At 73.0% G+C, this 13,427-nt stretch carries 14 protein-coding genes; 6 read left to right on the forward strand and 8 right to left on the reverse strand.

Features of this window, described 5'->3' with window-relative positions; translation table 11 throughout:
* Window positions 1-198 precede the first annotated feature (198 nt).
* From BM339_RS49855 to BM339_RS15750, 4 genes are all read right to left on the reverse strand, one after another.
* The gene (locus BM339_RS49855; protein ID WP_075021280.1) at window positions 199-729 is read right to left on the reverse strand and encodes a DUF6036 family nucleotidyltransferase; all 531 of its coding nucleotides are present in this window, start codon (window positions 727-729) and stop codon (window positions 199-201) included.
* Window positions 726-1,118 (reverse strand): hypothetical protein, encoded by a 393-nt coding sequence (locus BM339_RS15740; RefSeq protein ID WP_075021281.1) that lies wholly within the window; start codon window positions 1,116-1,118, stop codon window positions 726-728. Before BM339_RS15740 ends, BM339_RS49855 begins: the two co-directional genes overlap by 4 nt.
* Before the next feature lie 133 nt (window positions 1,119-1,251).
* Window positions 1,252-1,962: a choice-of-anchor P family protein gene (locus tag BM339_RS49860; protein WP_152564048.1), complete on the reverse strand. Its 711-nt coding sequence runs from the start codon at window positions 1,960-1,962 to the stop codon at window positions 1,252-1,254.
* A 65-nt stretch (window positions 1,963-2,027) separates the two neighbouring features.
* Window positions 2,028-2,813, reverse strand: a complete 786-nt coding sequence (locus tag BM339_RS15750; RefSeq protein WP_021597385.1) for a L,D-transpeptidase — start codon at window positions 2,811-2,813, stop codon at window positions 2,028-2,030.
* A gap of 225 nt (window positions 2,814-3,038) precedes the next feature.
* Here BM339_RS15750 and BM339_RS15755 point away from each other — a divergent pair, with 225 nt between their 5' ends.
* On the forward strand, window positions 3,039-3,587 hold the full coding sequence (locus BM339_RS15755; protein WP_021597386.1) for a YceI family protein: 549 nt from the start codon (window positions 3,039-3,041) through the stop codon (window positions 3,585-3,587).
* Between the two features lie 46 nt (window positions 3,588-3,633).
* Here BM339_RS15755 and BM339_RS15760 read toward each other — a convergent pair whose 3' ends face one another.
* Complete coding sequence (locus tag BM339_RS15760) at window positions 3,634-4,977, reverse strand: sensor histidine kinase (protein WP_075021282.1); 1,344 nt, start codon at window positions 4,975-4,977, stop codon at window positions 3,634-3,636.
* Between the two features lie 158 nt (window positions 4,978-5,135).
* On the opposite strand from BM339_RS15760, the gene BM339_RS15765 reads away from it, so the two are divergent.
* From BM339_RS15765 to BM339_RS15780, 4 genes are all read left to right on the forward strand, one after another.
* On the forward strand, window positions 5,136-6,611 hold the full coding sequence (locus tag BM339_RS15765) for a glutamate-cysteine ligase family protein (protein WP_021597388.1): 1,476 nt from the start codon (window positions 5,136-5,138) through the stop codon (window positions 6,609-6,611).
* Between the two features lie 72 nt (window positions 6,612-6,683).
* Complete coding sequence (locus BM339_RS15770; protein ID WP_021597389.1) at window positions 6,684-7,370, forward strand: response regulator transcription factor; 687 nt, start codon at window positions 6,684-6,686, stop codon at window positions 7,368-7,370.
* On the forward strand, window positions 7,367-8,416 hold the full coding sequence (locus tag BM339_RS15775) for a HAMP domain-containing sensor histidine kinase (protein WP_021597390.1): 1,050 nt from the start codon (window positions 7,367-7,369) through the stop codon (window positions 8,414-8,416). The genes BM339_RS15770 and BM339_RS15775 overlap by 4 nt, the downstream gene beginning before the upstream one ends.
* The gene (locus BM339_RS15780; protein WP_075021283.1) at window positions 8,413-10,248 is read left to right on the forward strand and encodes a DUF4153 domain-containing protein; all 1,836 of its coding nucleotides are present in this window, start codon (window positions 8,413-8,415) and stop codon (window positions 10,246-10,248) included. The genes BM339_RS15775 and BM339_RS15780 overlap by 4 nt, the downstream gene beginning before the upstream one ends.
* Here BM339_RS15780 and BM339_RS15785 read toward each other — a convergent pair.
* Together BM339_RS15785 and BM339_RS15790 are read right to left on the reverse strand one after the other, a co-directional pair.
* Window positions 10,226-10,780, reverse strand: coding sequence for an NUDIX domain-containing protein (locus BM339_RS15785; RefSeq protein ID WP_021598639.1), 555 nt, complete (start codon window positions 10,778-10,780; stop codon window positions 10,226-10,228). The genes BM339_RS15780 and BM339_RS15785 overlap by 23 nt on opposite strands.
* A gap of 7 nt (window positions 10,781-10,787) precedes the next feature.
* Window positions 10,788-11,537, reverse strand: a complete 750-nt coding sequence (locus tag BM339_RS15790; protein ID WP_075021284.1) for a GntR family transcriptional regulator — start codon at window positions 11,535-11,537, stop codon at window positions 10,788-10,790.
* A gap of 154 nt (window positions 11,538-11,691) precedes the next feature.
* Here BM339_RS15790 and BM339_RS15795 point away from each other — a divergent pair, with 154 nt between their 5' ends.
* Complete coding sequence (locus BM339_RS15795) at window positions 11,692-11,952, forward strand: hypothetical protein (RefSeq protein WP_033332659.1); 261 nt, start codon at window positions 11,692-11,694, stop codon at window positions 11,950-11,952.
* On the opposite strand, the gene BM339_RS15800 is transcribed toward BM339_RS15795, so the two are convergent.
* Window positions 11,933-13,252: a PucR-like N-terminal domain-containing protein gene (locus tag BM339_RS15800; protein ID WP_476920300.1), complete on the reverse strand. Its 1,320-nt coding sequence runs from the start codon at window positions 13,250-13,252 to the stop codon at window positions 11,933-11,935. The two genes, BM339_RS15795 and BM339_RS15800, sit on opposite strands and share 20 nt — an antisense overlap.
* Window positions 13,253-13,427: the final 175 nt, after the last annotated feature.

The following is a 13,427-nucleotide window of genomic DNA, read 5'->3' on the forward strand; positions in this document are numbered from 1 at the left end:
GCACACCGGTGATGGGCCAGATCGCCATTTACAGGGGTAATCTCGCCACCTGCGACCATGACAGGGAGGACGTGTGAGTGCGCTTCGCGTCGGTGTGCTGGCCTATCCGGGCTGCTTCGCGTCCGAGGTGTTCGGCGTACCCGACCTCCTCGTCGTGGCACCGCGCATGGCCCGCAGGGGCCGCGCCGGGACACGATCTCAGCCGGGTTCGAAGAGGTCTTCCAAGATCATCTGTGCCCGCTCGGGTACGGGCTCTTCCGGAAAGACGTCGGCGCAGAGGTCCAGAACCTCCTCGGCGGAGCCGAGCTCGAGATGGCGGACGAGGAAGCGGATGTCTTCGGCGTCGCGACGGCGGGCGGCGAGCACCTTCATCGCGAGGAGGTGCTCAGGCGAGGCGGCCGAGACCCGCAGACCCGGGTGGTCGAATACGCGCGTGGCAGAGGGGTCTCCGCCTGGAGCGACGTAGACGCTTGCCTGTTCGTTCAGCCACCACGGAGGCAGCCCGAGTTCCCGGGCGAGCGCGCGGGCTTCGTCCAGCACGATGCCATGCGGCTCGAAGACCGCGTCGATGTCTCGGGTGGAGCGCCGGGCGTCGTAGGCCAGCGCCATGGCCGCGCCGCCGACGACATAGATGTCGGCGACGACGCCGCGACGGACCAGCCGATCACCGAGCTTGCGGAAAACGTCATCGAGGGCGGCGCGGTCGAGGAGCGGTTCGGGGTCGCTCACGCGACCTCCAGTTCCTGTGGGGCGACGAACACTCCGCGCCGGCGGAACGCGGCCGGAGCGTGCACGATGGCATCGACCCTCGCGGCGGGGGTGTTGAACGGGAACCAGAACCGGCCCAGACGCCGGGCCTCGGCCCACAAGGGAGCGCCCCGCCCGTCCCGGGCCGCGAGATGTTCGGCCAGCGCCGCCAGGAACACGTCCCAGCGTTGATCTCCGGTGCTCGCAGGCTCCTCCGCGAGAAGCGCCAGGCGTTCGGCCGGAGGCTCATGCCTGAACTCTTCGAGGAACTCCGCGACCAGCCGCCATCGGGTTTCGTCGTCTCGGCCGCCGCCCAGGTGACGAGCCAGACCGGCGATGGTCATCGGCTCGTAGCCCCGCTCGGTGCGCATGATCTGTACCTCCCTCTCGAGTGTACGGCCGGGCCGGGCCGTCGGCCGTACGACACGGTTCGAGGTCACGGACCGGCGCCGGGGGGCGGGGGCAAGGGCCCGCGCCGGCGGGTGCGCGGGCCCTTGCGGACGGTCAGCCGGTGACGGGGAGGTCGCCGGGGATCGGGGTCGGGGTCGGGGCCTCGCCCGGCGGGGTGGCCGGGGAGGACGGGGTGCCCGGGTCGGACGGCTGGCCCGGCTGTCCGGGCTGGCCCGGCTGTCCGGCCTTGCCGCAGGTGGCGGACGCGATGCTGATCGTCTGGGTCTTGCCGGCGATGGTCGCGCTCACCTCGATGGCCGTGACCGTGAGGGTGCCGTCCTTGTCGCGGACGTGCCTGTTCAGCGTGACCGTGGCGTTGCCGAGCTGGGGCACGGTGACGTTGACGGTCGTGTTGGGCGTCGCGGCGGCCTTCAGCGTCCGGCCGTTCAGCTTCGCCTTGACCAGGTGGGAGATGCCGTTGCCGTTCTCGCACTTGGCGGTGACGGCGCTCGCGGAGAGGCCGAGCCGCGCGACCTTCACGTCGGCGACGGACGCCCGCGCGTGCCCGGACCAGGCGGCGGCGTTCAGCAGCCGGGCCTCGACCAGCGGGTTGGCGGGCAGCTCGGCGACGCTCTTGCGCTCCGGCTGCTGGGCGGTGGACGTCACCGACGGGGTCGCCGGGATGGCGACCGCGCCGGTGGCGGAGATCGCGAAGGCCGAGCCGGCGCCGCCGCTGGTGGCGGACGCGGCGGGGGCGCCCAGCGTGAACGGCAGGGCCAGCGCGCCGGCGACGGCCGCGCACTTGGCGAATGACTGCAAACGCACGATATTTCTCCTTCGGGGTTCCGTGTTTCGAGGGGTCGAGCGGGACCGGCCGGGCGGCCGGACGTCTATTCCGTGATGTGGACGGGCGTGCCGAGCGGCACCTTCGCGAGCTGCTTCAGCGCGTCCGCGGGCACGCGCACGCAGCCGTGCGTGACGGCCTTGCCGAAGACGGATTTCGATGGCCAGCCGTGGAACGCGACCGTCCCGGGGCCGCCGCCGAAGGTGTCGAGGGTGGCGGAGTGGGCGCCGACCGGCAGGATCAGCGGGCTGTAGGTCGGCTTCTCGGGAGCCAGGGAGGCGAGCAGGAACGTCCGCCCGGTGGGGGTGGGGGTCTTCGGCGCGCCGACGGCCACGGACCAGGCACCGGCCTTGCGGCCGCCGCGGGACAGGGTCAGCCGCCGGTCGCTCAGGTCGACCTTGATGGCGCCGGAGCTGCGCGCGGCCTTGAGCCCGGAGTCGGGGATCCAGCCCGTCACGCCGTTCGGGCGGCTCGGGAGCAGGACCCGCCGCCAGCCGGGCCGCGACTCGAGGACGGGCACCCAGGTGGGACCCTTCAGCTGGGTGCTGGGCAGTTCCGCCACGGCGGGGGCGCCGGGCTTGGCGGACACCGGGACGGTCGCGTCCGGGTGCACCACCGTGCCGTCCGTCGTGCCGGACGGCGCCGAGTCGCGCGGCAGGTCGTTCAGCGTCGTGTAGGTGGTCGCCTGCGGCAGCTTGTCCGAGGCGCCCGCGGGCGACGCGCCGCCGCCCGGCCCGGGGTGGTCACCTCCTCCGCATCCGGTCACGAGCAGGGCCGTCACCAGCAGTGCCGGGGCCGCCGTCCGGGCGGCGCGCGGTGGTTCGTCGCTCACGAAGACTCCAAGTGATCCGCCGGAGGGGGGCTCCGGCTCGCCTCTGTGCCCGCTGTCTACGCACGAGGCCCCGGCGGGGTTGCACGGTGTGCGGACCAAGTTGCAGGGTGTGATTCGCCGGTTTCGGTGGACCACCCGGAACAATCCGGGATTGACATGTGTTTGAACCCTCAACTAACCTTCGACAGTCGTTGAAGTTTCAAGCACCTTCCCTGAGGAGCCAGCATGAGCATCGCCGCCGTCGCCCCCGAGCTGACCGCCGGTACCTGGAACATCGACCCCGTCCACTCCGAGGTCACCTTCGTGATCCGGCACCTGATGACCAAGGTGCGGGGCGTGTTCACCGACTTCACCGGAACCGTGCAGATCGCGGAGGAGCTCTCCGAGTCCACCGCCACGGCGGAGATCAAGGTCGCCTCGATCGACACCCGCAACCCCGACCGGGACGCGCACATGCGGACGGCCGAGGTCCTGGACGCGGAGAAGTACCCCGTCATGACGTTCGCGACCAAGGGCGTCCGGGCCGAGGGCGGCGAGTACTTCCTGGACGGCGAGCTGACGATCAAGGACGTGACCCGCCCGGTCGCCCTGTCCGTCGAGTTCAACGGCGTCGCCGAGGACCCCTGGGGCGGGACGCGCGCCGGGTTCTCCGCCGCGGTCTCGATCAGCCGCAAGGACTGGGGCATCGAGTTCAACGTGCCGCTGAAGGGCGAGAAGGCGCTGCTCAGCGACAAGGTCGACATCCAGCTGGAGGTCCAGGCCGTCCGCGCCTGAGCCTCCGCGCCGCGAGGGGCCGTCCGTTCACGGGCGGCCCCTCGCGCTATTCGAGGGGCAGCCGGAGGGCGAAGCGGGCCCCGGACGGGTGGTCCTCGACCCGCAGCGTCCCGCCGTGCGCCTGCGCGATCTCGCGGGCGATCGCGAGGCCGAGGCCGGTGCCGCCGGCGTCGCGGCTGCGCGCGGTGTCCAGCCGGGTGAAGCGCTCGAAGACGCGCTCCCGGTCGGCGGGCGCGATGCCCGCGCCGTCGTCGGTGACGGTCAGCAGCGCCAGGCCGTCCGCCGCGGACAGCTCCACCGTGATCCGCGTGTCGGCGTAGCGCTCGGCGTTGTCCAGCAGGTTCCCGAGCAGGCGGACGAGCTGCATGCGCACGCCGCGGACCGTGACGCCGCCGGCGATCTCCGTGACGATCTTCAGCGTGAAGGCGCGGCGGCCGATCTCGGCCTCCGCCAGCTCGGACAGGTCGACCGGGCGCTGCACCGCCGTCCCGCCGGTGCCGATGCGGGCGAGCAGCAGCAGGTCGGTGACGATCGACTCCAGCCGGTCGGTGTCGCGCAGCGCCGAGCTGACGACTGCCCGCAGGTCGTTGTCCTCCGGGTGCATGGACGCGTCCTCCAGGTTGGCCCGGAGCCCGGCGATCGGGGTGCGCAGCTCGTGCGAGGCGTCGGACGCGAACTGCCGCTGCCGCCCGACGGCGCGCTCCAGCCGGTCGAGCGTCTCGTTCGCGGTCCGGGCGAGCTGGGCGATCTCGTCCTCCCCGGCCGGCTCGGGCACCCGGCGGCTGAGGTCGGTGGCGCTGATCTCGGCGAGCTGCGCGCGGATCGCCTCGACCGGGCCGAGGGTGCGGCCGACGACCCGCCAGGTGACCCACGCGGCGAACCCGGCGAGCAGCAGCACGGCGAGCGCCAGGACCGCCTCCAGCAGGCCGTTGACCAGGTAGGACGGCTGCCGGTTCGCCGCGTACACCACGACGGAGTCGGCCGCGGTGCTGACCCGGATGGCCTCGACGACGAAGCACTCGCGGCCCGGCCAGGAGCCGTGGCACGCGGTGAAGTCCCAGACCCGCAGGTTGCTCGACGGCCAGAGTCTGCTCACCGGCGGCCTGTCCGTTGCGGCGGGGGTGGCGTTGGTCACCCGCCCGCCGGGCTCGACGACCTGGACGAGGACGCGCCCCCGGCTGTCGTCGCGGATCGTGCCCTCCAGCGTCCCGTCGCGGACGGCGCCGCTCACCCGCCGGGCGTCGACCTGGGTCTCGCGGAGAAGATCGGCCTCGACCGCGCTGCGCACGGCGTAGTCGGCGCCGATCGCGGTGACGCCGAGGACGAGGGCGGCGATGACGGCGGCGACGAGCGTGTCCCTGGCCCGGATGGAACGGGGGCGCACGCGCATGGACCCTCCTGGCCGACGTCCCGGTCTCCCGGCACAAGGACACACGCTACCGGGCGGTCACGAAACGGGGAGCCCGAAATTCCGCGCCGGGTTTTCACCCTCGCTCACCGGGACATCCCGTTTTATGACGGTTCCTCCGGAGCACCAGGGACGGACACATGGGCAGGGACGTGGCCTCGGTCACCATCAGCGGCGAGGACCGGCGGCGGTATCGCGACAAGGTACGAAGGTGCCTGGACGTGCTGGCCCGCATGCTGGGCGAATCCCAGTTCGACTTCGAGCGGCCCCACATAGGCCTGGAGATCGAGCTCAACCTGATCGACTCGCTGGGCGACCCGCTGATGCGCAACGCGGACGTTCTGAAGGCCATCGCCGACCCCGCCTGGGCGACGGAGCTGGGCCAGTTCAACTTGGAGATCAACATTCCGCCCCGGATCCTCGGCGGCGAGGGCACCGGCGAGCTGGAGAGCGAGGTCCGCGAGCAGCTCGTGCACGCCGACGGCCGCGCCCGCGAGGTGGGCGGCCGGCTCGTCATGATCGGGATCCTGCCGACGCTGCGCAAGACCGACATCGGCGAGGAGTCGCTGTCGGCCAACGCCCGCTACAAGATGCTCAACGACCAGATCTTCGCGGCGCGCGGCGAGGAGATGCGGATCGCGATCGACGGACCCGAGCCGCTGCGCATGCACGCCGACACGATCATCCCCGAGGCCGCGTGCACCAGCGTCCAGTTCCACCTCCAGGTCAGCCCCGACCAGTTCGGCGCCTACTGGAACGCCGCCCAGGCCATCGCGGGCGCCCAGGTCGCCGTCGGCGCCAACTCCCCCTTCCTGTTCGGGCACCGGCTCTGGCACGAGACCCGCATCACCCTGTTCGAGCAGGCCACCGACACCCGCCCGGACGAGCTGAAGACCCAGGGCGTCCGGCCGCGCGTGTGGTTCGGCGAACGCTGGATCACCTCCGTCTTCGACCTGTTCGAGGAGAACACCCGTTACTTCCCGTCCCTGCTGCCCCTGTGCGACGAGGAGGAGCCGCGCGAGGTCCTGGACGAGGGCCGGATCCCCGAGCTCGGCGAGCTGACCCTCCACAACGGGACGATCTACCGCTGGAACCGTCCCATCTACGCCGTCGTGGAGGGCCGGCCGCACCTGCGCGTGGAGAACCGCGTCCTCCCGGCCGGGCCGTCCGTCGCCGACGTCGTCGCCAACGGCGCCTTCTACTACGGCCTCGTCCGGATGCTCGCCGAGGCGGACCGTCCCGTCTGGACGCGCATGTCGTTCGCCACCGCCGAGGAGAACCTGCACCGCGCCGCCCGCGACGGCCTCGAATCGACGCTCTACTGGCCCGGCATGGGCGAGGTGCCCGCACCCGAGCTCATCCTGCGCAAGCTGCTCCCCCTCGCCCACGAGGGCCTCGACCGCTGGGGCGTCGACCCCGTCCGCCGCGACCACCTGCTCGGCATCATCGAGCGGCGCTGCGTCACCGGGCGGACCGGCGCCGCCTGGCAGATCGGCACCGTCGGCCTCCTCGAAGAGCAGCACGGCCTGTCCCGCCACGACGCGCTGCGCATGATGACCCGCTCCTACGCCGAGCATCTGCGCGGCAACGACCCCGTCCACACGTGGGAGATCTGACCCGGAGATCTTCACAAGTCCTGCACACATCGCACCCGGCGCGTGCATACCGGGCTTCTAGAGTCGGGTTCCGTGACCGAGAACGAGACGCGCGTCCTCGTCGTGGAGGACGAGCCGACCATCGCGCGCGCGGTGGCCGACCGGCTCACGGCCGAGGGCTTCGCCGTCGAGGTGGCCGGTGACGGGCCCTCGGCGGTCGAGCGCGCCCGCGGGTACCGGCCGCACCTGATCGTCCTGGACGTCATGCTGCCCGGGTTCGACGGGCTGGAGGTCTGCCGTCGCGTCCAGGCGGAACGTCCCGTGCCGGTGCTGATGCTGACGGCCCGCGACGACGAGACGGACCTGCTCGTCGGCCTCGGCGTCGGCGCGGACGACTACGTGACCAAGCCGTTCAGCATGCGGGAGCTGGTCGCCCGCATCCGCGCCGTGCTGCGGCGCGTCGAGCGGCCCGCGATCGACGCCGCGGACGAGCCGGTGCGGCTCGGCGACCTGGAGGTCGACCAGCGGGCGCGGCGCGTCCGCCGGGACGGCCGCGAGGTGCACCTCACGCCCACCGAGTTCGACCTGCTCGCCTGCCTGCTGCGCAACCGCGGGACGGTGCTGACCCGCGCCGTCCTGCTCGAACAGGTCTGGGACTGGGCGGACGCGTCCGGCACCCGCGTCGTGGACAGCCACGTCAAGGCGCTGCGCCGCAAGCTCGGCCAGGGGCTGATCCGGACCGTGCACGGCGTCGGCTACAGCATGGAGGCGGCCCCGTGAACGCCGCCATCCACAGGCTGTGGGCGAGGCTGCCCCGCCCGCTGGACCCGCTCCGCTCGATCAAGGTGAAGTTCGGCGTCGTGGTGGTCGTCACCGCCTGCGTCGCCGTGCTGATCGTGCTGTGGGGCTACCCGCTGGGGTTCCGGGCCCGGCAGACGCTGCCGGTCGGCGTCCTCATCTCCCTGGTCGTCATCCAGCTGCTCGCGCACGGCATGACCGCGCCGCTGCGCGAGATGACGGCGGCGGCGCGGGCCATGGCGCGCGGCGACTACAGCCGGCGGGTGCGGGCCACGTCCCGGGACGAGGTCGGCGAGCTGGCGCAGGCGTTCAACCGGATGGCCGCCGACCTCGCCGAGGTCGACCGGCAGCGCCGCGAGTTCGTCGCGAACGTCTCGCACGAGCTGCGCACCCCGATCAGCGCGCTGCGGGCCGTCCTGGAGAACGTCGCGGACGGCGTCACGCCCGCGACGCCGGACGTCCTGCAGACCGCCCTCGACCAGACCGAGCGGCTCGGCCGCCTCGTCACGCAGCTCCTCGACCTGTCGCGGGTCGAGGCCGGGGCGGCGGTCCTGGACGTCACCGACATCGACATCGCCGCGTTCGTCGCCGACGTCGTCGCGGAGGCGGGCGCGGGCCACCCGGACGCGGTCTTCGAACCCGACGTCACGCCGGGCCTGCGCGCCGCCGCCGACCGCGACCGCCTCCACCAGGTCGTCGCGAACCTGCTCGACAACGCCGCCCGGCACGGCGCGGGCAAGCCCGTCACCGTCACGGCCCGGCCACCCGGGAACGGGCAGGGCGGTCTCGTCATCGAAGTCACCGATGAGGGCCCTGGCATCCCGCCCGAAGAGCGCGACCGCGTCTTCGAGCGCTTCTCCCGCGGCGCGGCGTCCGGCACGGGCACGCCCGGCGGCGGCACGGGCCTCGGCCTCACCATCGCGAGCTGGGCCACCGACCTGCACGGCGGCGACATCACCGTCCTCGACACCCCGACCGGCTGCCGCATCCGCGTCGTGATCCCCCCGATCTTTGGAGAACCCGCATGACGAACCCACCGCAGGACCCGCCCGAGAAGTCGCCCGAGAAGTCGCCCGACCCCGGCGAACCCCCGGCGAACGCCCCCGCCGGCAGCCCCGGCAAGGTCGTGGCGGGCGCCTCCGCGGGGGAGGCCGGCACCGCCGCGAAGGCGTCCGGCGCGGCCGCGGCGCCGCCGGGTACCAGGCAGGCGGGGTGGGCCGCGCCTCAGCAGGCGGCGGGCGGTCCCCCGGTGGCGGCGCCGCACGGCGTGAATCCGTTCGCGCAGCGGCCCGGGTATCCGCCGCCGCAGCCGTTCGTCTACACGCCGACCAAGCTGGAGAAGGCGCTCACCTCGTGGAAGCAGCCCTCGCGGGCGATGTCGCCGGCGCTCGTCGCGGGCGCCGTCGTCACCGCGGTCATCGGGGCGGCCACGCTCGGCCCGGCCCTGATGAACGGCCTCGGCGTCGGCGTCCTCATCGCCGCGGCCGCCGTCGCCTACCTGGCGGGCGCGTCGATGTGGTCGGCGGGACGGATCGCGCGCCCGGCCTCCGCGAAGTACGGGCGGCTCGCGCGGCTGAACCGGACCGGCATCGCGTTCGTGCTGCTGGCGGTCGCGCTGTCCGCGACCGCCGCCGTCCGGGACGCGCCGTGGGTCGTCGCCCCGGCGCTCCTGCTCGCGATCGCCGTCGGCTCGTACGGGACGGCCGGCGGGCGGTCCTGGGCGGAGGTGCTGTGCGGCGGGCTCGCCGTCCTGCCGGCGGGCGCCCTGATGATGCCGTGGACGGCGCGCGGCGCCTACGGGGCGGCGACGTCCGGGCGGCGCAACACCTGGCCGGTCATCCGGACCGGGCTGATCGCGGCCGGGCTGATCGCGGTCTTCGGCGCGCTGTTCGTCGGCGCGGACGCGGCGTTCGGGAGCCTCGCCGAGGGGCTCGTCCCGGAGGTCTCGCCGGGCACCGTCTTCGTCCACGGGTTCGCGGGCGGCATCACGCTGGTGCTCGCGTGCGCCGGCGCGTTCCTCGGGCAGGCGCCGCCGCCGCTGCACATGCTGATCCCCGAGCGGGCCAAGCCGGCGGGCCGCTGGTCCTGGGCCGTGCCGATCGCCGCGCTCGACCTGCTGTTCCTGGTGTTCTGCGCGATCCAGGCGGGCGTCTTCCTGGCCGACGACAAGGACGAGCTGCTCCGCTCCACCGGCCTCACCTACGCCGAGTACGCGCGGCAGGGGTTCTTCCAGCTCGTCGTCGTCACCGTGCTCGTCCTCGTGGTCGTCGCCGTGGCGAAGCGGTACGCGCCGGCCGCGAGCCGCGCCGACCGCGTCACCGTCCAGGCCCTGCTGGGGCTGCTCTGCGCGCTGACGCTGGTCGTCGTCGCCGTCGCCCTGCGCCGCCTGTACCTGTACGAGGAGACCTACGGCTGGACGAGGCTGCGCCTGTGGGTGCACGCCTTCGAGTTCTGGCTCGGCTTCGTCGTGGTGCTGGTGGCCGTCGCCGGGATCGTGAAGGGCCGCGTCGCCTGGCTGCCGCGCGCGGTCGCCGCGAGCGGCGCCGTCGCGATGATCGCGCTGGCGGGGATCAACCCGGACGGGTTCATCGCCGAGCACAACGTCGCCCGGTACTCCGACACCGGGAAGATCGACATCGTGTACCTGCGGAACCTGTCCGCCGACGCCGTTCCCGCCCTGGACCGGCTGCCCGAGCCTCTGCGGTCGTGCACGCTGCGCGGGGTCGCCTTCGATCTGCGGGAGGGCGACGCGGCGATGAGCACGAACCTCGCCCGGGAGCGGGCCCGCGAGATCCTGAAGGAGCGTCCTGCCGGCACCGCGACGAACTGCGCCGACTCTAGCCTGTCGACTCGATCGTGAGGAGGGCGTACGCGGCGACCGTCGAGTCGTCGGTGATGCGGCCGTCCCGGATCAGCGCCTTGAACTCCTCCCGGGACACCCACTTCTGCCGCATGTCCTGCTCCTCGGGCTCGCGGTCGGTCTCCCCCGCCTCCAGGTCGGACGCGACGAAGATGTTGAAGCCCTGCCCGCTCGTCCCGTGCGAGCAGTTCAGGTAGCCGAGATGCGTCAGCGTCCCGGCGCGCAGGCCGGTCTCCTGCGCCAGCTCCAGCCGGGCGAGCTCCTCCGGATCGGCGTCCCGCCGGCCGGGGAGCGAGCCCTGCGGGAAGCTCCACGTCCGCTTGCCGATCGGGTACCGGTACTCCTCGACGAGGTGGAACCCGTCGCCCTCGATCGGGATGACCAGCACGAAGTCGGGCTTGTCGATGACGCCGTAGATGCCGCGCGAGCCGTCCAGCCGCTCGACCTCGTCCTCCCGGACGACCATCCACGGGTTCTCGTACACCACCCGCGTGCCGACCTGGCGGACCGCGGGCCCGTTCCCTTCGCTCATCTGGTGCTCACGCTCCCGACCCGTAGCGGTACACGAGTTCGTGCCGGTCGCCGACCACCACCCGGTGGGTGACCTCGACGACACGGCCATCCTGGTCGTAGGCGCGGCGCCACAGCGTCAGGACGGGCTGGTCGGGACCGATCTCCAGCCGCTCCTGCTCGTCCGCGCGGGGGAGCCGGCACGTCACCGACTCCTCGAAGTTGATGCGGTGCCCCGCCTCCTCAAGTCGGGAGTAGATGCCGCCCGGCCCGGTGTTGACCTCCCGTAGCACCGGGATCCGCTCGACGACGTCCAGGATCACCCAGGTCGTCGCCGTCTGGACGGGCGGCCCGCCCTCGACGCCCTGGAGGCGGTCGCGTTCCAGCACGCGGGTGCCGGGCGGGACGTCCAGCCGGGGCGCGAGCCGCTCGCCGGCCTCGACCTCCCGGACGGTCGTGCGGGTGAACGGCCGGTGCCCGCCCTTCCGCGCCGACACGTGGAACCCGCGCCACTCGCCGACCTGCCGGGTGATGTCGGCCGCCGAGCGCCGCACCTTCGGCGCCGTCCGCACCTGCGCGCCCGCGCCGTGCCGCAGCTCGACCAGGCCCTGGTCGGCCAGCATCCGCAGCGCCCGCCGGACGGTCGAGCGGTCGGCCCCGTAGGCGCGCGCCAGCTCCCGCTCGGACGGCAGCCAGGCCCCCGGGTCCAGCTCGCCCTCGACGATGCGGGCGGCGAGCGCGTTGCCGATCGCCTGTGCCTTCGTGGGGGGTCGCGGCATATCAGATCCTGCTCCGGGGTCACTGCGTTGACCTCACACCGTACAGATCCCCGCCGCGCCGGGGCCCTCTTGGGGTTCTGCCGAACGCGTTGTGGGCGGTGGTTGGTCGTCCTATGGTAGACCTACCATAGGCCGACCGAGGGAGTCCCGCGTGATGTCGGTGTCCATGTGCATGCCCGGCTGGCACAGCGAACGCTCGAGCAGGGGCCTGCGGGCCACCCGCGTCACGCCGCTGTCGGACTACCAGCTGCTCAACGGCTGCCTTGAGGAGATCGTCGCCGCGGACGAGGGCGAGCTGTGGCTGCTGTGCGACGCGCAGACCCGGCTGGCCGAACGCGTCGCCACCGCCGAGCGGCTGCGGTCGTCCCGGCGGACCCGGTCCGGGCGGGGGCCGGTCAGCTCCGCCGGAGGCTGACCACCTCGCCGGAGTCGCCGACGGCCTCCCGGGCGGGCGGGATGATCCGCTCGCCCGCGTTGTCGGCCAGCAGCGCGCGGGCGCGCAACACGATCTCCAGGTCGAAGCGCAGGTCCGGGTCGAGCAACTGGTCGCCGAACAGCTCCTCCAGCTGGCGCAGCCGGTACCGGACGGTCTGCGGGTGGACGTGCAGCCGCATCGCGACCTCGTTGGCGTTGCGGCCCGACTGGAGCCAGGCCAGCAGCGTCTCGGCGAGCCGGTCCTGCTGGCTGGCCCGCAGGTGCGCGAGCGGCGCGAGCCGCAGGTCGGCGAGCGAGGTGATGAGCCCCTCGTCCTGGAACAGGATCAGCGTGGACATGTGCTCCACGCTCCGGATCACGCCGCTCTCCGCCTCGATCACGCCGCGCTGGACGAGGCACAGCGTCTTGCGCGCCCACTGGATCGAGCGCGCCGCCTCCATCAGCGGGACGGTCGGGCCGACGACCGCGAGCGTCCCGGCCAGGGCCCGGTCGACGAGCTTGGCGCGGCCGGGGCCGTCCGGGTCGGGAATGATCAGGCTGGGCGTGCGGCGGGTCAGGTCGGCGAGCACGTCGGGCGGGAACGCGGGCTGCCGGGTGTCCTGGTGGTGCCGGCCGAGCGCGACCGCGGCGATCGTCCGCGGGACGGGCCAGTGCGCGGCGGCGGCGAGGTCGGCGATGGCCTCCTGGGCGGCGGGCGGGTCGGCGAACAGCAGGTCGAGCAGGCGCTTGCGGCGGCGCTGCATCTCGCCCGCGACGGCCGCCTTGGCCTGGGAGAAGCCCTCGGCGGCGGCGTGCGCCAGCTCGTCCTGGAACTGCATGAGGACCTCGCCGACGGCGCCGAGCGTGCGCGGCGAGACCTTCAGGGCCTCGGCGCCCTCGGTCATCCGGCGCCAGGCCACCACGCCGCCGACCCGCATCGCGGTCTGCATGGCGTCGAGGCTGCGCCCCTCGCCCGCCTCGCCGCGGCCGATGGCGCGGAAGAAGTCGGTCACCGGGGCCGGATCATGGCCGGGATCGGCCACCCGGTCGACGAAGTAGTGGAGCACGCGCTCGACGGCCAGGCGGAGGGTCCCCGAGTAGGAGCCGTCGCCCGGCCGGTCGTACTCCCTGACGCGCGTCTGGATTTCCTGGATCATGTCGTCCGCCACCTCGTCGAGGTGGGGTCGCATGTGATCCGCCAGTTCTCTCGGCAGATCCGCCCACGGGCGCCCGCTGGTGGTCGAACCGTCGTCCGCCACAGAACCTCCCAGCTCAGTCCCCCTGCGTTGCGCGCCGGACACACGGGGTAATTACTTACTTATGCGACCTATGTGGGGCAAATCATGACCCGTTGCGTGCTCGGGCGCAAAGTCTAGGTCGATATACGACCGGCTCCGGCCGGGTGGTTGAACGGTCCTCCACATTCCCCGGACGCACTGGCCTGACCGCCCGTCCGGTGCGACAGTGAAGGGACGG

It is taken from the genome of Actinomadura madurae (assembly GCF_900115095.1).
GTDB lineage: Bacteria > Actinomycetota > Actinomycetes > Streptosporangiales > Streptosporangiaceae > Spirillospora > Spirillospora madurae.

Coding starts and splice junctions, on each gene's coding strand:
- BM339_RS15795 (WP_033332659.1), top strand. CDS start 11,692: ATGTCGGTGTCCATGTGCATGCCCGGCTGGCACAGCGAACGCTCGAGC.
- BM339_RS15765 (WP_021597388.1), top strand. CDS start 5,136: ATGGGCAGGGACGTGGCCTCGGTCACCATCAGCGGCGAGGACCGGCGG.
- BM339_RS15780 (WP_075021283.1), top strand. CDS start 8,413: ATGACGAACCCACCGCAGGACCCGCCCGAGAAGTCGCCCGAGAAGTCG.
- BM339_RS15755 (WP_021597386.1), top strand. CDS start 3,039: ATGAGCATCGCCGCCGTCGCCCCCGAGCTGACCGCCGGTACCTGGAAC.
- BM339_RS15760 (WP_075021282.1), bottom strand. CDS start 4,977: ATGCGCGTGCGCCCCCGTTCCATCCGGGCCAGGGACACGCTCGTCGCC.
- BM339_RS15790 (WP_075021284.1), bottom strand. CDS start 11,537: ATGCCGCGACCCCCCACGAAGGCACAGGCGATCGGCAACGCGCTCGCC.
- BM339_RS15740 (WP_075021281.1), bottom strand. CDS start 1,118: ATGCGCACCGAGCGGGGCTACGAGCCGATGACCATCGCCGGTCTGGCT.
- BM339_RS15785 (WP_021598639.1), bottom strand. CDS start 10,780: ATGAGCGAAGGGAACGGGCCCGCGGTCCGCCAGGTCGGCACGCGGGTG.